This is a genomic window from Butyricimonas paravirosa, assembly GCF_032878955.1.
GTDB lineage: Bacteria > Bacteroidota > Bacteroidia > Bacteroidales > Marinifilaceae > Butyricimonas > Butyricimonas paravirosa.
In genome coordinates, this window is record NZ_CP043839.1 from 166,573 (window position 1) to 187,509 (window position 20,937).

Genomic DNA, 20,937 nt, shown 5'->3' on the forward strand with positions numbered 1-20,937 from the left:
TTAGAATGTAGAATGTAGAATGTAGGATGTAGAATTTAGATGCATTCAATTTTAAATTCTACATCCTCAATTTTAAATTATTTATAAGTTCTTGTCCTTGTACATATTTTCCCACCAAGCGGGTTCACCTTTCAAGTATTTGGCAAAATAAGCCATGATGGTGTTACCCCAGATGATTCGTTGGTTGTAATCCACGACGGCATGATCGGCATTCTTGATTAATACGAGTTCCACGTCTTTACCCAAGAGTTTCAGCGCGGTGTAGAACTGGATACTTTCACCCGTGGGTACGTTTACATCGGCCGTACCGTGCAACAAAAGCATGGGGGTTTTTACCTTGTCCGCGTTGAATAGCGGGCTTTGATCCACGTAGATGTCCTTTCGATTCCACGGGAAAGCATGAGCCGATGCGTTCGTGCTGTAACTATATCCCCAGTAGCCTTCACCCCAGTAACTGGAAATGGAGGAAATTCCGGCATGTGAAATGGCACAAGCGAAGATGTCCGTGCGGGTTTGCAGGTACATGGTTGTGAATCCACCGTAAGAGGCTCCCATGCATCCGACACGTTGTGCATCCACGAAAGGATGTGCTTTCAAGAATGATTTCGTGCAGGCAATGATTTCGTCTGCCGTGATTTTACCCCAGTTGTTTTGATGACGGGCTGAAAATTCTTGTCCGAACCCGGTTGCACCAGAGGGTTGCATTACATATACAACATATCCATTCGCAGTGTATAGATTGAATGGCCATCTTCCTCCGAAAGTCCTTTCTACCGGGGTTGTTCCCCCGTAGTAATACACGATCATCGGGTATTTTTTCTTGGGATCGAAATTTGCCGGAAGATAATAGCGTCCGTCTATCGTGGTTCCTTTCTTGTAATTGTAGTCCCAGTCTTTTACTTGTCCGAATTCTATATTTTTGTATTGTTCACCTTGCGGATCGGCCCATTCTTGTGCATTGAGGGTTGCCAAGTCCAAGGTATAGACCCGCGTCGGGTAACTCTCGTCTGAGGCAGTGTAGATCCCGGTATTCCCGTTTTGAGCCAAACTGATCTTTTGTACGAGATCACCCGGACATTCTATTCTCGTGATTTTCCCGTCTTTCCCATACCGGAATAAGTAAACGTAATCGGTATCCCCGGCCACGATATAGATATTCCCGTCGGTGTGCCAGATGTAGTTGGAGACAGCGGGATTGAAATCTTTTGTAATCGGAGTTACTTCTTTGGAATTTAAGTCATAAATGTATAGCTGCGTGTCGTATCCGTTCACGATCTGTCCTTTAGCAATCTTTACCCCGATTTGTCCGAAAGCGTCAGCCGCTCCGGCAATTAATAATTTTGAATCATCGGGAGAAAAGACACATTGAATGTCAACCAGACGGTCTTTCCAGAGCGTGTCAAGTTGATTCGTGCGGGCATTTAACAGGTAGACAGATTGTTTCCGGTACGGGTATTCGTTATAATCCGGTCGTCCGGTGCTGATTAAAATTTGGTTACCATCGTGACTGATGTCCATGATGGAAGTCGTTTGGTTTCCCCAAGTTAAGCGAGTATGTATGCCCGTTGCCAAATCATATTTGCATAGGAAATACCGATTGCGATAATAAGCCTGTCGATCTTCGATCCCGTCGAGTTTGCGGAGTTCCCATTCTTTCGGGGTGTAATTCTCATTTTTGTAATAGATAAGATAACTCCGGTCCGGTGACCACGAGAAAGAACTGATCGTCTGATCGTCCCGGAACAGGCGTTCCAGTTTTTGTTGCTCAATGTCGTAGGTGTATAGGGAGTTTCCCGTTCCTTCTTTTATCAGGTAAGACAACTTGTCTTCTCCGGGTATCCAAGTCAAGTTACTGACATTGTTGCCGTAGAACGTGTACACGATTTCTTTGTCGGCAATTCTGTACACGTTCGTCATGGAACTGCTTTTACCTTTTATAATCTCACCTTCTGTCATGATCAGGTATTTTCCGCTGGGAGAAACTTGAATTCCTCCGATCCTGGGACCGTTAAGCACATCCAGTATATTTTTCCCGCGTTTGGGGGATAAGGTAAATTCCACCGGGGCATCCTTGAAATCGGGATCTGCAATAAATTGAGCTGAAAATAGTTTGTCGCTTTCTTTCGTTTGCAAGCTTTTCACGATGATGGAATGTTTTCCCGGAACCCATTGCAGGGTACATTCTTGGTTTACGGCTTCGGTTCCCTTGTGGCTGGTGTACGTGATTTTTTTCACTCCATCCACGTAAACTTCGGCATTCCCGTAAAATGAAAATTGCAGTTTCCCGCTCATCCATTGCGTGTTTTCCGCGTAAACGGCATACAATCCAATTGCCGGAACGGTACTTTTATTTTGGGAGATAACAATGTTATCATTCACGGTTGCAGTTTCCCAAGTCAGAGAGTGATATTGTAGTTCTTGTTCGCCCACGGCAGGGGTTAGGTTTTCGATATTAAACGTGGAAAGAGTTAGTAAATCCGCTTGGGAAAATGTTTTGTTTTCCACGTTTTTCATGTCCCCGAAAGCCGGAAACTCTACCGGGACGGGAGGTAATCCCATCCATTCCCTGACTGTCTGCCCGTGTAACTGCATGGTACAGATCAGCATGAATAAAAATAATAGTTTTCTCATTTTATTGTGTTTTGATCATTTGAATTCTCTTTCGCAAAAATATGGATTATATTTTAACTTGTAACCCCGTTGATTGCATCTTTTGGAGCGTTATAAATATCTTTCTTGTAAATCAATGATTTATAAATAGATGCTCTTGTATCAGTTCTACATCTATTGCCAGAAAACGAAGATGCTAACTTGCAAATACAGAGATGATAATAAAAAAGTGAGAAAAAAAGTGATTTTTTTATTACACCAAACGCACCCCAAATCGCTTTAGTATAAAAGCCAAAAAAGATGTTAAGCAAAGAAGAACATATAGCCCGGTTGATTTTCCTGCATGTACAGGGAATGACGGACAATGCGCAGGAGAAAGAACTGAACGAATGGAGATCGGTTTCCCCGAGGCATGAAGAACTTTTTCAACGAATGTTGTCAAGCGAACACGTGGAAAAAAGTATTTCCCGTTTCGTGAAAACGGAAGAAGAGGAGGAGAGAGGATGGCGGCAACTCCAACAGAAAGCACGATCCGGTCGTTCTGTTCGGAAGATAAAATGGTTCCCGTATGCGGCTGCTATTGTGTTAATATTAAGCGTGGGAGGTGTTTTTTATTTTTCCGGGGATAAAGAACAAACCGAAATTCTTCCGATAGCTAAGAATGAGGTGCAAGTTCCCGGTTCCCGGGCCGTTTTGATTTTACCCGATGGGCGTAAAGTTGATCTGGAAAACGAGGTGTTACGTTCTGATCTGGCTCAGAGTGACAGTTTATTATTGGTTAGCGCCAGATCTTTAAAATACAGGGATATTGATTCTCCCGACACGACGGAAATTTTTCACACGTTGGAGATTCCTCGGGGTGGAGAATATTTACTTACCCTGTCGGATGGTACGATGATCTATTTAAATTCGGAATCAACGTTAAGCTTCCCTGTGAAATTTCAGGGTAAGGAGCGTAAGGTGTATTTAACCGGTGAAGCCTATTTTAAAGTGGCGAAAAATACGGAACATCCTTTTGTAGTGACAGCCGGAGAATTGGAAGTGCTGGTTACCGGAACTACTTTCGGTGTTCGGGCATATAAAGACGAAAAGGATATACAAACCACGTTGGAAAGTGGTCAAGTAACGGTAAGGGTGGAAGGTAAAAGTGTGAAGCTTGTTCCGAATAAACAAGTGTTGTTTAATAAATCAACGATGGGGTTGGAAGTTCGGGACGTGGATGTCGATTTGTACTTGGCATGGGTGGACGGACGTTTGGTGTATGATAATTGTCCGTTGGAAAAAATCCTGACCGACTTGGGACGATGGTATAACATTGATGTATTCTATAGTCGGGATGAATTGCGTTCATATCAATTCTCTTTGAACATGAAAAAACACGAAGAATTTACTCAAGTATTAGAATTAATTGGTAAAACCGGAGAAGTACAATTTGAAATAAAAGATAACACGGTTATTGTAAAATAAAAAGTAGCGCTGCTAACACTACTTTTCGTATTTCACTCCCTGTTGGCACAGGGCGTGAGGAATTGTTGAATTCAAAAAACAAAGTTATGAAGAAAATTTCTAATGTCGTCGGGAAGAGGCGGTTTTTATTCCTCCTTTTCTTAATTTTCACAACCCAAATTAGTCTGAATGCGTATTCGCAGGAAAGAAAGATTACGTTTTCATTGAAAAATGCGTCTTTAAAAGAGATTATCAGTGAGATCCGTAAGAATTCTGATTATGATTTCGTTTATCGTGACGTGAATCTGGAATCATTTGCCCGGCAAGATGTTGCTTTTAAAGATGCAACGATTGAACAAATTTTAACGGATTGTCTTAAAGGGACTGATCTCGGTTACGAGATAAATGGTAAGACGATCATTATTCGTAAAAAGGCTGTAAGCCAAGAAGAAAAAAAATCGAAAACAATTACAGGTAAGGTTTCGGATGAGCAAGGAAACGTGTTGCCGGGAGTTACGATTATCATTAAAGGTACGACCTTGGGAACGGCAACTGGTGCTGACGGGGAGTATAAATTGGAAATACCCGGTGATAGTGAGCAAGTCTTGATCTTCTCTTTCGTCGGGATGAAGACTCAAGAAATTGCCGTCGGTTCGAAGACGCAACTAGACGTGAAGTTAGTCGAGGATTCGGAAACATTGGACGACGTGGTTGTAACCGGTATTTTCACGAAATCCAAGGAAAGTTACACGGGGGCTGTTACGGCCGTTTCTGCCAAAGAGTTGAAGATGTACAAAGGCCAAAATCTGTTAGCCACGTTGCGTAACATCGACCCTTCAATCAATGTAGTGATGGACAATGCTTTGGGAAGTAACCCGAACGTGATACCAGAGATTAATATCCGGGGTAATTCCTCTTTACCCATGAGCGTGGATGAATTAAATCAACAAGCATCCAAACAACTGAATGCTCCGTTAGTAATCATGGATGGATTCGAGATTACTTTGCAGAAATTAATGGATTTTAATGACGAGGAGATTGAAAGTATCAACATACTGAAAGATGCTTCTGCCACGGCAATTTATGGTTCTCGGGGTGCAAATGGTGTTATTGTTGTTACCACGAAGGCTCCTCAAGCCGGTAAATTGAAAATTTACGTGCAAGGAGGAATGAATATTGAAATGCCAGACCTTTCTTCATACGATTTATTGAATGCCCGTGACAAGTTGGAATTGGAGCGGATTGTCGGACTCTATGATGATGAAGATGATGTCGTTAACGATCGGGCGTTAAAGGAGAAATATGGTCAATTATATTCGGAGGTGTTGAAAGGTGTGAACACGCATTGGTTGAGCCAACCGGTACAGACCGGTATTGGTCAGAAATATAATTTGCGTCTAGAGGGTGGAAATGAGTCTTTTCGTTGGGGAACAAATATTTCTTATAATTCTGTTATAGGAGCGATGAAGGGATCCGAGAGAAATACTTTCAGTGGTACGGTAACTTTGTCATATTCCGTGAAGAATGTGCTCTTTAAGAATCAGACTAGTATTGATATAAACAAAGGAAAAGAAAGTAAATATGGAACATTCTCTGATTATGCCAAAATGAATCCGTATTACCGGATAAAAGATGAGAATGGAGAATATATCAAGGTGTACACGATAAAAGGGACAAAACAGTATAACCCGCTTTATAATGCCCAGTTGGGGGTAATCGACGAGGATAAATATACCTTGATCACGAATAATTTTTCTATTGAATGGAGCATTAATCATGATTTGCGTTTACGAGCTCAATTAGGCTTACAAAAGAAAAATAGTACTTCTGATAATTATTTACCTGCCGATCACACGACTTTTGCGACTGCTACAGATAGTGATAGTTATTTTCGCAAAGGAAAGTATACTTACGGAACGGGTGAGGATATTAATATCGATGCAAACGTGACGTTGAGTTATTCAAAGATATTTCATGAAAAACACCAGCTATATGCCGGATTCGATTACTCTATAGCCCAGAAGAAAAATCACTTCTACACGTTTATCGTGGAAGGATTTCCTGATGGTAAATTGGATTTCATTGGTAATGCTTTGCAGTATGAGAAAAATGGGGTACCGAAAGGTACGGAAGAGTTGTCTCGTCGGGTTGGTTTTACCGGGAATGTCAATTACATTTATAACAATCGTTATTTCATGGATTTATCATTCCGTGTGGATGGTTCATCGTTGTTCGGGACAAAAAATAAATTTGCCCCGTTCTGGAGTGCCGGTATCGGGTGGAACGTGCATAACGAGAAGTTCATGCAGAATCAGAATATCGTGAATAATCTTCGGATTAGAGGATCGTATGGAGAAACCGGATCTCAACAGTTTTCTTCCTACCAGGCGTTGTCAACCTTCCAGAGTTACACGGGAAAACGTTACATTATTTGGAACGGGTCTGAGTTGATGGGATTAGGAAATGAAAAGTTGAAATGGCAGGTTACCAAGCAATTAAATGGTGGTGTTGAAGTTGGACTTTTCGACGGACGCTTGTCGGCATCTTTCGATATTTATAGTAAAAAGACTTCTAATTTGTTGTCTCAAATGGATTTGCCTTTGGCGAACGGATTCAGTTCTTACGTGGATAACGTGGGAGAGGTGAAAAATACGGGCTACGAGGCCATGATTAGTGGATATTTAATGCGTGATACGCACCGGAATATCATCTGGTCTATGACAGCAAAATTAGCTTACACGAAGAATGAAATTACCAAGCTCTCAGAAGCGATCAAACGGCAGAATGAGCTTTATAAGTCAAAAAATGTAGAGATCAATCAGTTATTGTATGAAGGGTATGCACAGAATTCAATTTGGGCTGTTCCTTCCATGGGAATTGATCCGAGTACCGGATATGAAATTTTCTTGGATAAGAATGGGAATATCACGGATAAATGGAATCCATCCGACAAGCGTTATTTTGGAGTTGATGAGCCCAAATACAGGGGTAATATCAGTACTTACTTTGCTTGGAAGGATCTTTCTGTTAATCTGTCATTTGCTTATCAATGGGGAGGACAACAATATAACGAGACATTACTTAACAAGGTGGAAGTGACTAATGGCGAAATTGATAAGAATAATGTTGATAGTCGGGTGTTGAAAAAGAGATGGCAGTATATTGGAGACGTGAAACCTTACAAGGGATACGGTTCCGTGGAGACAAAAGCGACTTCCCGTTTCGTGATGGATGATAACGTGTTCCAATTCCAAAGTGCCAGTGTGGAGTATCGGTTACATTCAGATTTCCTGCGTGACAAGTGGAAAGTTGAGACAATCAGTATCGGGGCTAATATGTCGGATATATTCTATATTTCTTCTATCAAGCGTGAAAGAGGAACTTCTTATCCGTTTGCCCGCAGACTGGCTTTAACCCTTTCATTAATGTTTTAAACAATGGTATTATGAAAAGAATTTTACTATATATCACGTTATTCGCAACTTTATCACTAGCCTCTTGTAATGATTGGCTGGATGTAAAGCCGGAGACTCAAACCGATGAAAAAGATATGTTCGAGTCGGTTTCTGGGTTTAAAAATGCCTTGACTGCCTGCTATATTAAATTGAATTCCAAAAATTTATATGGGCTAAGTTTGACGATTACGGATATTGAATTTATGGCCCAACATTGGAGTTATCAGGAGAGTAATTATCGGGGGGCAGAGGATCTCAAGGCTTTCAAATATGAAAACGATTATCCGAAGACATTAATATCCGCAATTTACGGGGAGATGTATAATACAATTGCCCAAGCCAATATTATACTACAGAATATGCCCGAGCATAAGGAGGTGATCACGAACGAGGATATGCGGGCAATTGTAGAGGCAGAGGCATTAACGATTCGGGCATTTTGTCACATGGAAATATTACGTTTGTTTGGGCAAATGCCGCAAAATTCTGATAAACAGGTATCTTTGGCGTATGCTAAAACCGTGTCCACGGTGATGATTCCGCATTATTCATATAATGATTTCACGAATTTGATTCTTGCTGATTTAGATGCGGCTGAAGCTTTGTTTAAAGATCATGATCCGTTATTTACTTATTCTTTCCAAGAATTAGATAATTTCTTCGATACAAAAAATTATAATGTAGAGCTGGCGGACGAGTTTATGGGATTTAGACGTTTCCGTTTCAATTATTATGCTGTGAAAGCGATTCGGGCAAGGTTGTATATGTATATGGGGAAGAAAACAGAAGCATATACTGCAGCAAAAGAAATTATTGATGCCGTCGATAAGAATGGTAAGAAAGTTTTGGAATTGGCGGGAGCGGGAGATATTAGTAGTAGTAATTTTGCTTTGCCTTCAGAGTGTATTTTGGCTTTAAGTAATTACGAGATTGAAAGTAATACAGAGAAATTATTTAAATCAGATCAAGCTGAAAAAATATACCTTACAGAAAAACAGTTTAATAATGATTTGTTTGCCGGACAATCTACGGCCGTGAATAACCGAGTGCAAGTGTGGGATCGTACACCTGATAATCAAGGAGCTATAAAACCTTTGCTAAAAAAGTACAATCAACCGTCCTCAACCACGAACACGGATATGGAAGTGTTGGCCACGCAGAAACAGGTGGTTCCATTGATTCGTTTGTCCGAGATGTACTTGATTGCTATCGAATCTGCTCCCACGCTGAAAGAGGCTAATGCTCTTTATATTCCTTATATGAAAGCGAGAAACGTGGATGCGTCTCCTTTACAACAAGAACAGTTGATGACCGAGATAATCCGGGAATATCGTAGAGAATTCTTTGGAGAAGGACAAATGTTCTATACTTACAAACGTTTGGGAATAAAAAATATGTTATGGAAGACGGATCGGGAGGTTGGCGAACAGGATTATATTGTGCCATTACCAAGTACAGAACTGAACGCAAATTAAAAGTAGAAAGCTATGAAAAAGATAAATAAATATATACTATGGTTATTACCGGTTTTCGGATTATTCGCATGTGAAGATGAGATGGGGGTGTATAATTCACCGGAGAATCGTTTGAATTTTATATATGAGCCATTCACGATGGCCGATACCGTGATTCCTCGTACATTTGTTTACGATGTTGAAACCCGGGTATTCGATACCGTTTGGTTGGAAGTTGAAACGATGGGGTATGTCGAAGATCATGAACGTTCGTTTGCACTGGAACAAGTGAAGAAAGGAGAGGGAGAACAAGCCGTGGTAGGAAAGCATTATATTGCTTTTGATGATCCGCTTGTTGCCGATTATTATAAGATTCCAGCGGGAAAAAATACCGTACGTTTTCCGATAATATTAAAACGTGATCCTTCATTAAAACAACAGGAGGTGACATTATGTGTTCAGATCGGTCACAATGAAAACTTTATTCCCGGCTACGAAAAATATCAGAAGAAGATCATTCGGGTGGCAGATATATTGATGCAACCGAAATACTGGGATTTTTATGCATCGTATTATTTCGCTGGAAAATATGGTAAAGTGAAGCATCAGTTTATGATTGATGCCACGGCAGATTTAGGAATCAAGATGAACGATGACTTTTTCTATTCGTTAGTTGGCAATCCGAATAGTGTTGACATGGGAATGACGGATTATTGGTTCTATTTCTTCACTCGGAAATTGGCTGCTGAAAATGAGGCTAGAGCTGCCAGAGGTGAAGAACCTCTTCGAGAGGCACCGGAGCCCGGTGAAACGGAAGGAGCGTTAGTTAGATTTACCCGGTATGAAAGATAATAATGACAAGTTATGAAAAAGAAAATATACAATATATTATCAGTCTGTTTATTCGCGTTACTTGTTTCGGCATGTTATGACGACGAGGGAAACTATGACTATCATGAAATCAGTACGATTAATACTGAAGGATTGGAAAAGAGTTACACGAAAACGTCCTACCAGGATGTTCTTCATCTGGAACCAACCGTTACGGCAACGGGTGGGGAGAGTGATTTTGAATATTTATGGACGTTGAACCTGACGAAAGGGTCGGGTACGACTTCCAATAAAATAGAAATAATACTGGACACGATTGGAACTGATCGGGTGTTGGATTTTCCGGTAAATATTAAACAAGGGTTTTATGATTTGACCTTTCGGGTAACGAATAAGAGCAATAAGCTGGAAACGTATCAGGTGATGTCTTTGAGCGTGGTGACTAAATTTTCAGAAGGTTTCTACCTGTTGAAAGATATGGGAAATTCAACAGACGTGGATTTGCACGCTTCTGATAACAGTTTAGTGGATAATATTTTCTTGAAAATGGATGGGGAACATATGCCTGATGCGCCAGTTAGCTTAGGCTTAGATCCCGGATATTGTTTTGTTGATGAAACCACGGCAGAATACGTGATCACGAAGGCTTTAACTGTTTGCACGGAGAAGGATGTCCGGATTTCTAATATCGAGGATATGAGTACGATTTATACTCATAGTAACATGTTCCTTGGTGGTGAGGCTCCCGAAGAAAAGCCGTATTATGTGTGGCGAAATGCATACGGGGTCGGATATATTTCTGATAAAGGAGCATACTTTTCCACACAGGCATCCCTTTGGGATTTGTTAGGAACGGGAAAGTTCGGATTCCCCGCTATGGTAAATGATGACGAAGAAACAAAGCCTAATCGAAACGGTGTGTTCGCAAGTACTTGTTTTTATTATTTAGACGAATTGAAAGGACGCTTTTTGTTTTTGGACTATAATGGTAGTTTGCATACTTATAGTGATTTAGACGAGAATAATGAAGAAAAGCCAAATAAGCCTAACGGTATAACTCACCATCTGAAATTCTTTGGAAAGAATTACATGGATAAAAAGAGTACAGGGTATGCTTTGTTTGAAGATGAGAATACTGCAGGAAAACATTATATTTACCAGTTAGTGTTGGGAATGGATCCTTCTAACCCGATTGAAAAGGTAACAGAAGTTGCAACTTCGTCTAAATTGAACGGGGCGAATCTGTTTGCCGTGAATGAGTTGACAGCTAAAGTGATGTATTTTGTAAACGATAATCAATTGTATATGTATGATCTGGTACAGAATACGGAAGAGTTACTTCGACCGACGGATATGGCTACGGGAGAAGAGATTACTTATATTAGTAATCGTTACTGGTCGGGTTCTGATAATGCTGATAAAAACTTTGATTATTTGGTATTTGCTACTCATAAGGATGGAAAGTATAAAGTGTATTTATACGAGATTCTAGGAGGTAAGCCTTATGGAAAGCCGGTGCGCGTGCTGGAAGGAGAGGGGAAAGTGGTGAAGATGCATTATGTCGATCCGTCTATGTCTATGGTTAGTTATAGTTATTTTCCTAGTTCTTTTTAATGAATCGTTTTTCAAAGGAGATGCTTGAAGCGTCTCCTTTGAAATATATACCTCTTATAACATGAAAATTATAGATTGTATTGTATTGGGTGTGGCGTGCCTAGCATGTACACCTTCGGATTATTATACCCTTCAGGGTACCCTGCCCGAAAATAGTAAAGCCACTGAAGTTTATTTACTCTCGAGGGAAGGGAAAGGTGCTGATACTCTTGCAAAAAGTACGGTACGTGGGGATCGTACTTTTACATTAAAAGGTAAGGCGGAGAATCGTTTGCTTTATTTAAATATGGGAAACTATGGTGGAAGAGTTTATTTTTATTCAGAACCCGGAGAGTACCAGTTGAAAAAGATAGGTAATAATTATTTAGTCGAGACCGGGCAGGAAGGAATGCAATCCCGGTTAAACGCTCATCTCGAAAAGATCGAGAAGAACTCGACGGAAAGGTTCGATTTGCAAAAACGAATGGCAGAAACAAGGGATGAAGGGGATTTAGAGTCATTGGGACGAGAAAATGAACGATTATGGAAACAAGGGAACGATCTGCTATTGGATATGGTGACTGATTTCAGTGGTACTTTCGTGGCGGCCATGTTGGTACAGGATAATATGTGGATAATCAGTTATGATTTTAAATTATTCACACGAGCTGTAAAAGCAATGGGGGATGGACCTGATTCGGAAATAAGAAAGGAGATCATGGAAAAATATGAGGCGGCAAAACAAAAACAATTAACGGGTAAAGCCCCGGATTTTACTTTGCCGGATCTAAAGGGGGAAAACGTAAAATTGTCGGATTACAAGGGGAAATATTTATTGATTGACTTTTGGGCTTCTTGGTGTAAACCATGTCGCATGAAGATTAAGGAGTTGAAAAAAGAATATGGTCGTCTGCAAGAATTAGGGATTGAAGTGATTGCTATTTCCTGTGACAAGAAAAAGGAGGATTGGTTAAAAGCCGTGGAAGAGGATCAACCTATGTGGAAACAATTACGTGTTGATCAGGAGATAAACGGAAGTGATACAGCCGATGATTATAAGGTAGAATTTTTGCCTACTCTATACTTGATTTCTCCGGATGGGATGGTTTTGGATACCAATCCGGGAATGGAGGAAATTGAGCATGTTGTAAAAAATAATAAATGAAGAAATGATACATCTAGCAATAAAATTCGTGTGTTTGTTAGGACTTTTATCTGGAACCAGTTTGCTGACACAAGCTCAACCACAGTATGTTGAACCTGCAATAAAGATTGGCGTGTTTGATTCAGAAGGGAATCCTATTGATAAACCTAAAGTAATTGTATATGATAGTCTTCATCGGTTTGTAAAAGAGGAAGTTGTTAATAAAACTGATTTTAAAGGGCAGATTAAGAAAATAGAAATACAAAACTTTGGAACGTATTATCTCCAATTTAGTAAAGAAGGGTATGAACCAATCGAGGAAGTTCGTGTCACTTGGAAAAATGATATGGTGAATAGATCTCCAATTGTAAAGATGAAACTTTTAAATGCTAGTAAAAGTCTTTCGTGGATGTGGTGGGAGATAGGTGCAGTTATGCTACTTATGGCATTACAAGGGTATAAAATTTTTAGAAAGAAATATAATAATAAAAATTTATGATGTTATGAAAAAGTATTTAATGATTTTATTCGTTCTTTGTGGTTTGGCTTCATTTGGACAAGATAATTTGTATATAACTTTAGTTGGTAATAATTTCGGTAATCCTATAAAAGGAATGGGTATTTCAGTCCATGAAGCTGGCGGGAAAAATTATCATGGAATAACTGATGTTGATGGAAGGGTTTCGTTTAAGATTAGTGTTTTTCATCATTTTAATGTATATGTGGAAAATCCGACACTTTGGTATACAAAACCAATTGTTGATTTAATGATGCCTAGTAATCAATTTTTGTTTATAACTGTTACAATATTGGGTGATTATCGTTTTTCTCAAAATCAGAGAGAGGAAATAGAAGAGGTGTGGGAATCATATTTTATATTACCTAAAAAGATTTATGTAGAAATGGCTTAAATATTTTAATAACTTAAAACGCGAGAATTATGAATATCAATCAAATACTATTAATCAGTCACTATGAGGCAAAGCTACTAAGGAGAAATTGGTTATTCATTTTTCTCGTGTTTTTATTGGTAGGTGGGAGTCTGGCGGCTCAATGGTTTATACAAGTGGACTTTCCTATTCATTTTCTGAATGCACTATCTTGTTCGATTCCTTTCGTGAGTGCTTTTCTTTTCAATTTTATTCAGGGAATTTTTATCCTCTTTATAGCGGGTGATTTTATCCGGAGAGATCGTTCTTTAGACTCTTTTGAATCGCTAAGCACACGTTCTCATGGGAATGGCGATTACGCAATGGGGAAATTACTGGCTGTTGTGGGGAGTTTCGTGGTGTTGAACGTGCTGGTCATTGTGATTACATGGGGGTTCCATCAATTTTCTATGCAATCATCTCCTGTTTTTTCCCCGTATGTATTTTATTTCATGACATTAACTCTCCCTTCTTTATTGTTTTTGGTCGGGATAACTTTGTGGATAACCGTCACGATAAAAATATGGCCCGTGGCGTTATTGTGCTTGATAGGATATATCTTTTTTAATGTTTTTGTTTTGACGGATTATTTATATGGCAGTTTGGACTATCTGGCGATTTCGATACCTAATGTGTTCTCGGATGCCACGGGAAAACACGTGGGACTTTTCCCGTATGTGACTCAACGAATCGCATTTGCCATGTTAGGTATTGCCTTCATGTTGCTATCTGTAGTTAGATTGAAACGTTTACCGAATAATCCCGGAAATAGACGATGGATACAATGGATGGGGGTTATTGTGCTGATTACAGGAATCTGGGTAGGAGGAACTTATTATTTCCATTTTGAAAAAGACCGACAGAAAAGACAGGAGTTTGTGAAATTGTACATGGAGTATGCAACACGGAAACGTGTGGAAATTATCCGTCAACATATCGAGTATAGCCAACATCGAACTCGGATGATCGTGAATGACACGCTGACTATTCGTAATCCCTACCGGGAAAAAATAGATGGATTTTTCCTTTTCCTGAATCCCGGATTATATGTTGATGACATAACGACGGGAGAGACTAGCGTGAATTTCGATCGAAAAGATTTTGCCATATCATTACACCATTCTTTGGAGCCGGGAGAGGCGAAAGAGTTCGTGATTCGTTATGCCGGAGAAATTGACGAGAGTGTTTGTTATTTAGATATTCCGGATCAGGATTATTACGCGACACAATGGAGTATTAATATTTTGAGATACGGGAAACATACAGCTTTGGTTGATGATGAATACACGTTGTTAACTCCCGAATGTTTATGGTATCCGACTGTGGAGTTTCAGACATCTCCCGTGGCATTACAATTTGCCGACAGGTATTTTACGGATTACGTGTTAACCGTTATCCATGATTCAAGTTATACCGTTATATCTCAAGGGGAGGCTTCACAAACGGGGGATGGAACCCGTTTTGATCATGCTCACGCATTGCCGGGATTAACATTGTGCATGGGCAGGTATAATAAACGAGAGATTACGATTGACGATACTCGCTTTGAATTGTATTATTTTGATGAAAAAGGAGCCTTGTTCTCTTCGCTTGAGGCGACTAGAGAAGGGCTTGTGCAAGGAATTGGTGAGGCTAAAGCATATTTTGAAAAACTAACCGGAGAAGTTTATCCTTTTCATAAATTGGCTTTCATTGAAACCCCGGTTAGTTTTTGTGCTTATCGTGGCGAAAATAGGAAAAGGAGTGAACGGATTCAACCGGAATTAATCTTTAAACCGGAAAATTGTTGCGATCAATCAGATTATCTTCCCGTAAAGGAGTATGCGGATAAAAGAGAAAAAGCCGTTACCGGAAGTTCTAGAACAGAGATCGAAAGTGAGGCGATTCGTAATTTTTGTACGGCGAATGTAGGGGAAGAAATTAGCGTGTTGAGAAAAATGGCGTTGCCGGATTTTATTGCCGGGCAGCAAATTACACCGGAAATAATAAAGAATCCGGCTTCAATTCTTCCCATGTTTACTGATTTTAGCGATTACATTTATTCTGAAAATTTTCCGGGCATTAATCGAATTATGACAGGAATGCGAGCAAATAATCAAGTTGATATACAATGGGAATTATACAAGGTCGGAGAAACCGGTGAACATAAAGCGATACGGACTCTTTCTTCGCAAAGTTTACGAGATGTATTGAAAGGAACGGGAAAGTCTTGTGATTTAGATGCCATTTACAAGCTAAAAGCCGCTTATTTGAGAAAACAGATTAATATAAAAGTGAATCAGGATAGTTTTGCTGTTTTCATGAACAATTTCCGATCTAGGAATTCTTTTTCTCGCGTTACTTTCGAATGTCTGGCGGAAGAATTTGAACGTGAATTTAATTTCGATCTTGTTGAGGCAACATGCGAATTGTATGACCAACATGGACTTGCCGCACTTCGTGTACAAGATATTGAACAATACACGGGGAAGGGAAACGAAGGGCCGATGCTTGCTTTCAGTGTATGGAATTCTTCAGACGTGAACGGAATTATTTCCGCGTACACGGATAAAGGCGATGGTTCAAGAGATTTGTTGAATGTAGGGGATTTTATGATCCGGGCCGGTGAATGTTCCCGGATTTGTTTCCCGTTATCCCATAGTGTAGGAGGTGTGATCTTGCAATCTAATTTGGCGCAGAATATCCCGGGTAATTATATTTACAATTTCATGGAATTTCCCCAGGAAGCGCTTGTTCATGCGGGACGGAAAAAGTTGGAACCCTCTTGCTTTTTACCGTCTTCAGGAGAGATTGTCGTGGACAATGAGGATCAAGGATTTCATGTTTTCGCTTCGGAGACGAAAGAATCCTTGTTAGGGAAATTATTGCAGAATAAGATGATCGTGGAAGATAGTGGGGTCGATTTTCTGACCGACAATGCCCCGGGATGGGTTAGTTCCGTTTATATAGATGCTTACGGTTTTCCAGTACGGAGTTTTTTAGGTAAAAAGACGAAAAACAGCCAGGCCCGTGCGGAATGGAAAACGGAAATTCCGGAACAAGGAGAGTATGGGGTGTCTATATACAAGTTAGACCTGGATTTCAGGTACCAAAGGCAAGCTGATTCAGTGGCCTATTATTACACGTTGGAGCAAGGAGATTATCGTGCGGATATTGTGATGTCGTTTCTCCGAAATGGACTGCAAAACATTTATCTGTCAGACAATCTCGGACGAAAGGAAGAATATTCTTACCAGCAACAAATGCCTCAATGTGGTTGGATCCAAGTAGGTGTTCTCCCGCTAGTCAAGGGTAAAGTAAAACTAATTTTACATGATAAAGGGGCTTTCCCGGAACAATTGGTTTTTGCGGATGCGGTGAAGTGGGTGAAGAAGTCATGAATGTAGTAATAATCGAGAAGGCGAAAACACTAATATAGAGACGATAATAAATTCAGAATTTAAGTTCTTGCGTGAAGAAATCTAATTTGAATAAAAAGTTATAGGAAATCTAATGAAAAAAGGAATATTATTTTTGATATTATTTTTCTTGGTCGTTTGTAAAGGAACTGGACAAATCTTACAAGGTTATGTCAAAACCTTGGAGGAGAAACCTGTTTCTCAAGCTCATGTTATTTTACTAAATTCAGATTTAAAGGTTGTTGCCCATGCTGTAAGTGGTGATGATGGTTTCTTTTTAATCACGTCCGTGAAAAAAGGGGTATATAAATTGAACATATCCTGTGTTGGATTCGAGGTTTTACAACAGAATATTTTGATAGAGGAAAATCAAGGGGATTTAGGCGTGTTTAGAATGCAAGAAGGGATTACCTTGGATGAAGTAACAGTGATAAAGCACAAGAAATCTTTAACAACGAAAGTAGATCGGATCATATATGATGTGGAGCGAGATTCAATGGCCAAAAATTCTGTGGCGATGCAGATACTAGAGAAACTTCCGTTTGTTGATATTGACTTGAAAACGAAACAATTACAAGTGATGGGAGGGACGAATTTCGTGATTACGATTAACGGGAAAAAGAATCTTTTTCTTTCGGAGGCAAATCAATATGTGGCTCGACTGTTACAAGGAGATAAGATGAAACAAGTTGAATTAATCACCTCGCCACAAGGACAATACAGTGATAAGACTGCCGTGATTAATATCGTGACAAAGGGGAGTTTGCCGGATGGTATTGTCGGGAATATTATGATTGATTTCGGTAAAGACTTCATTAAACCGAATTTAGGGGTAACTTCAAAAATTGGGAAATTGGTGTATAACGTGAATTATCAACCGGGATACACCTATTATTCGGAGTTAACAGATAAGACAAAGGTAATAAATTATAGGGATGACACGATACACAGAACGGAATCAGAATTGATAACTTGGTCGAAAGATGATTCGCATGAGTTACAATTAAACGCAAGTTACGATTTTTCAGACAATGATTTACTCACCTTTACCGGGCAATACACCTACTATCGGGAAAGGGAGTTTCAGGAAGGAAAAACTACGATATGGAATAAAAAAGATAACAAGGTACAAATTTATTCCTTTGAAAATAGAAATATCAACAGAGAGGAGCGGTGGAATGGAAAAATTAATTATCAGAAGTCGTTCCGGAATAAAGAAGGGAGGCTTTTTACTGCCACGTATGGCGTGGAAAATAATCAAGGGAAAAAACAGTATGGACAGGAGTTAACAGGGATGTTGGGGATAGAGGATTCTAGGGGAATATTTAAGAATAGCTTGCGTTTAACGGAACACACAACAGGAGTGGATTTTACGAATCCAATAAATGAGAAACATTCATATTTCCTGACGGCTAAACTTGTTGCCAGACAGTATCGCAGTGATGAGGAATTGAATTATGATCAATATGTTCCGGCATTTCGGGCAAGTTATTCTTTTTCTACAGTCAAAATGAGTTTAAGGGCAGAAGTGAGTTTTGAGAAAACAATAAATGATATGCAATTCAGTAAGAAGAGCAAAAAGGTACGAAAGAATTTCTTTAATGTAACTCCCAGTGCTTCTGCTATATTTTTATTAAGTCGGAAATCTACGTTTTCAATATTATATTCAGTGCCTTCTTTCCGACCAGATATTTATTATTTGAATCCTTTTGTAGATCGTTCTGATCCTTCACATTGGAAAGTTGGTAATCCTGATTTAGAACCGGAAATATCCCAGTTGCTCTCGATGAGTTATCGCTTTTATACAGAAAAGACGAGTTTAGCTTTTTCAGCAAAGTATAAACATTCGGGTAATGCCATATATCCTTATGACTACACGAATGAAACAGGAGCGCTTGTCACGACTTACAGGAATATGAATCGTTCGGAAATGCTTTCTTTTAATATGAACTTTGAATACAAAGTCCCCGATAAACTTCAAATATGGTGTACGGGAGAGGCAAAATATACGTATTATTCTATCACTAGAAGTAATTTTCCTCTTTGGAATTTTAAAGCAGCTGCGGGAGTTTATGTTACATTATTCAAAAAGGCAACTCTTGGAATTATTGGTAATATTCGTCCTATGTCAACGTCTGTACAACATACAAAATTTGAATATCTCACAACAGCTACTTTGAGAGGAGAATATACTTTTACTTCAAGGTTATCTTTCCTAGTTGATATGGACAAGTTTTTATGGAAACATATCAATGTGGAACACGTGAAAGAAACAGACTCGTTTTACTACCACAAAGATGAACAATGGCGAGGTCGGTGGGTGTCGTTTACCCTAGTCTATAATTTTGGACGCCTGTGTGATCGTGTAAAGAAAAGTGGTCGGGGAGTAAAAAATGAAGATAGAGTGAAAGAAATATAGTTTCCTTGATAATATGAAATTTTAAGTTAGATGCATAAAAATATGGAAAGAACGTGTTTTAATCTTTCCCGCATATAGTGATTAGCATTGTTCTTGTGCTTTTTCACTGTATTTATCGATATGTCCAGTAACTGGGAAATTTCTTCATGAGATTTCCCATGAAGACTGAGTTGGTACACTTCTCGGCAAGAAGGGGAGAGTTCGTTAAAGACGGTTTGGATCATCTGGAAAACTTCTGATTCGACGATGTTTTCCAGAAAGAATTCTTGATCTTCTTCTTCGAGAACAATTTTCTCGGCATATCGATTCGCAATGTTTCTGCGACGGATGGTATCGACAGAGAAACTACGTACGATTTTGTATAAATAAGCTTTTATCGTGCTTTCTGTTTTAAATTCGTTCCTTTTTTCCCACAAATTGAGAAAGGCATCTTGTACTACATCTTCAATGGTCGCATCATCATCTACATATTTAGCTGAGAAATAGCGCAATGTTGATGCGTATTTGTCATATAAATAGCGGAAAGCTTTATCGCTGTCTTGTCCCCAGAAATTTGTTGTTATTTGACTTTCCATGTAAATGCCGTATCTTTAAACCAACGATTAATAATAGTAAAAAGTACTGATTTCGTTATGATAAGACCAAATACTAACTAGAGCCTCTTTCACACTGAGAATAAAAAAATTAATAAAACATAATTTCATGTGAAAATAACCATTAATAACCTATATTTGTATGATTATTAATCGTTCGTTTTTTGATAGGAGGATTATGTTTGTTTTGGTATATTGTTATAACAATTAATAATAGCCTAGAAGGGTAAGGTGTGTTAGATTTATCTGTGTTTTCCTCTTTTTACGTTCATGTAAGAAAAAATCTTTTTTATTCCAATCCAATTCTCATGTATTATCACTAAATTTGTCTTTTTAATATAAGATTGATAACATTAAAAATTGGGAAAAATGAGAATTATTGTATCTGTAATTTTATTGGCATTTATCACTGTCAGTTGCGGTACTAACAAACGTGTTTACGCACCACCTTTTGAGGAAGAAGAGACAGAGACTGTTGTAGTGAAAGAAAACGTGCAAACCACGGCACAAAATCCCACAAAGAAAACTGAAAATACAAAACCTGTCGTTTCTCGGGAAGAGAATGTAACTATGACTCACGGGGACGTGTTGAAACGTTATAACGTGATTGTCGGCAGTTTTTCAAACGTGGATAATGCTTTGAAATTACAGGCGAAATTGAACGGGATGGGTTATCACAGCATTATCATGAAGAATAGTGCAGGGATGAGTCGGGTAAGTATTGCTGGATTTGACGAAGAGGCATCCGCTCGTGAAGAATTATTAAAAGTTCGTGAACAATATCCGGAATTTGCTGATGCATGGTTGTTGATTTCCAAGCAAAACTAAAATACGAGATAAAGATGATATAAAAGGTCGGCTAAATGCCGACCTTTTAAGTATCATATCAATTCAAATCCCACAATATCAGGACCGTTATCATCTTTTTTCTTCGTTTCATCATTTTCAGATAAGACATCTTCTTCGGAGGCATCCCGTGGTTCTTCCGTTATTTTTTCTTCTATTAATACTGTTGTGGGGGCTGTAGTTTCAGACTCCTCTATTACGGGTGTAATTTCTTGCCCT

The 20,937-nt window shown here is 39.1% G+C and carries 13 protein-coding genes; 11 read left to right on the plus strand and 2 right to left on the minus strand.

Annotated features, from left to right (window positions below; all coding sequences use genetic code 11):
* Window positions 1–81 precede the first annotated feature (81 nt).
* The gene (locus F1644_RS00645; protein WP_229782380.1) at window positions 82–2,631 is read right to left on the minus strand and encodes a S9 family peptidase; all 2,550 of its coding nucleotides are present in this window, start codon (window positions 2,629–2,631) and stop codon (window positions 82–84) included.
* A 279-nt stretch (window positions 2,632–2,910) separates the two neighbouring features.
* Here F1644_RS00645 and F1644_RS00650 point away from each other — a divergent pair, with 279 nt between their 5' ends.
* The 10 genes from F1644_RS00650 (at window position 2,911) to F1644_RS00695 (ending at window position 19,279) form a co-directional block, all read left to right on the plus strand.
* Window positions 2,911–4,077 (plus strand): FecR family protein, encoded by a 1,167-nt coding sequence (locus tag F1644_RS00650; protein WP_118302441.1) that lies wholly within the window; start codon window positions 2,911–2,913, stop codon window positions 4,075–4,077.
* 86 nt (window positions 4,078–4,163) lie between these two features.
* Window positions 4,164–7,490: a SusC/RagA family TonB-linked outer membrane protein gene (locus tag F1644_RS00655; RefSeq protein ID WP_118302439.1), complete on the plus strand. Its 3,327-nt coding sequence runs from the start codon at window positions 4,164–4,166 to the stop codon at window positions 7,488–7,490.
* Between the two features lie 11 nt (window positions 7,491–7,501).
* The gene (locus F1644_RS00660; RefSeq protein ID WP_118302437.1) at window positions 7,502–8,986 is read left to right on the plus strand and encodes a RagB/SusD family nutrient uptake outer membrane protein; all 1,485 of its coding nucleotides are present in this window, start codon (window positions 7,502–7,504) and stop codon (window positions 8,984–8,986) included.
* 12 nt (window positions 8,987–8,998) lie between these two features.
* Complete coding sequence (locus F1644_RS00665) at window positions 8,999–9,817, plus strand: DUF4843 domain-containing protein (RefSeq protein ID WP_118302435.1); 819 nt, start codon at window positions 8,999–9,001, stop codon at window positions 9,815–9,817.
* A 12-nt stretch (window positions 9,818–9,829) separates the two neighbouring features.
* Complete coding sequence (locus F1644_RS00670) at window positions 9,830–11,410, plus strand: PKD-like family lipoprotein (protein WP_118302433.1); 1,581 nt, start codon at window positions 9,830–9,832, stop codon at window positions 11,408–11,410.
* Between the two features lie 61 nt (window positions 11,411–11,471).
* Entirely contained in the window at window positions 11,472–12,554 is a 1,083-nt protein-coding gene (locus F1644_RS00675; RefSeq protein WP_118302431.1) for a TlpA disulfide reductase family protein, read from the plus strand.
* Between the two features lie 34 nt (window positions 12,555–12,588).
* On the plus strand, window positions 12,589–13,032 hold the full coding sequence (locus tag F1644_RS00680) for a hypothetical protein (RefSeq protein ID WP_147344449.1): 444 nt from the start codon (window positions 12,589–12,591) through the stop codon (window positions 13,030–13,032).
* A 4-nt stretch (window positions 13,033–13,036) separates the two neighbouring features.
* A complete protein-coding gene (locus F1644_RS00685; protein ID WP_118302427.1) occupies window positions 13,037–13,444 on the plus strand; it encodes a hypothetical protein in 408 nt (135 codons plus the stop codon).
* Window positions 13,445–13,473: 29 nt separating this feature from the next.
* On the plus strand, window positions 13,474–16,842 hold the full coding sequence (locus F1644_RS00690; protein WP_118302424.1) for an ABC transporter permease/M1 family aminopeptidase: 3,369 nt from the start codon (window positions 13,474–13,476) through the stop codon (window positions 16,840–16,842).
* Between the two features lie 112 nt (window positions 16,843–16,954).
* Complete coding sequence (locus F1644_RS00695; RefSeq protein ID WP_118302422.1) at window positions 16,955–19,279, plus strand: TonB-dependent receptor; 2,325 nt, start codon at window positions 16,955–16,957, stop codon at window positions 19,277–19,279.
* A gap of 26 nt (window positions 19,280–19,305) precedes the next feature.
* Here F1644_RS00695 and F1644_RS00700 read toward each other — a convergent pair whose 3' ends face one another.
* On the minus strand, window positions 19,306–19,854 hold the full coding sequence (locus F1644_RS00700; RefSeq protein ID WP_118302420.1) for an RNA polymerase sigma-70 factor: 549 nt from the start codon (window positions 19,852–19,854) through the stop codon (window positions 19,306–19,308).
* A gap of 387 nt (window positions 19,855–20,241) precedes the next feature.
* Here F1644_RS00700 and F1644_RS00705 point away from each other — a divergent pair, with 387 nt between their 5' ends.
* Complete coding sequence (locus F1644_RS00705; protein ID WP_051466006.1) at window positions 20,242–20,700, plus strand: SPOR domain-containing protein; 459 nt, start codon at window positions 20,242–20,244, stop codon at window positions 20,698–20,700.
* Window positions 20,701–20,937: the final 237 nt, after the last annotated feature.

Bases quoted from the DNA above. Each gene is read 5' to 3' on its own strand.
- F1644_RS00645 (WP_229782380.1), bottom strand. From the start codon at position 2,631: ATGAGAAAACTATTATTTTTATTCATGCTGATCTGTACCATGCAGTTA.
- F1644_RS00650 (WP_118302441.1), top strand. From the start codon at position 2,911: ATGTTAAGCAAAGAAGAACATATAGCCCGGTTGATTTTCCTGCATGTA.
- F1644_RS00655 (WP_118302439.1), top strand. From the start codon at position 4,164: ATGAAGAAAATTTCTAATGTCGTCGGGAAGAGGCGGTTTTTATTCCTC.
- F1644_RS00660 (WP_118302437.1), top strand. From the start codon at position 7,502: ATGAAAAGAATTTTACTATATATCACGTTATTCGCAACTTTATCACTA.
- F1644_RS00665 (WP_118302435.1), top strand. From the start codon at position 8,999: ATGAAAAAGATAAATAAATATATACTATGGTTATTACCGGTTTTCGGA.
- F1644_RS00670 (WP_118302433.1), top strand. From the start codon at position 9,830: ATGAAAAAGAAAATATACAATATATTATCAGTCTGTTTATTCGCGTTA.
- F1644_RS00675 (WP_118302431.1), top strand. From the start codon at position 11,472: ATGAAAATTATAGATTGTATTGTATTGGGTGTGGCGTGCCTAGCATGT.
- F1644_RS00685 (WP_118302427.1), top strand. From the start codon at position 13,037: ATGAAAAAGTATTTAATGATTTTATTCGTTCTTTGTGGTTTGGCTTCA.
- F1644_RS00690 (WP_118302424.1), top strand. From the start codon at position 13,474: ATGAATATCAATCAAATACTATTAATCAGTCACTATGAGGCAAAGCTA.
- F1644_RS00695 (WP_118302422.1), top strand. From the start codon at position 16,955: ATGAAAAAAGGAATATTATTTTTGATATTATTTTTCTTGGTCGTTTGT.
- F1644_RS00700 (WP_118302420.1), bottom strand. From the start codon at position 19,854: ATGGAAAGTCAAATAACAACAAATTTCTGGGGACAAGACAGCGATAAA.
- F1644_RS00705 (WP_051466006.1), top strand. From the start codon at position 20,242: ATGAGAATTATTGTATCTGTAATTTTATTGGCATTTATCACTGTCAGT.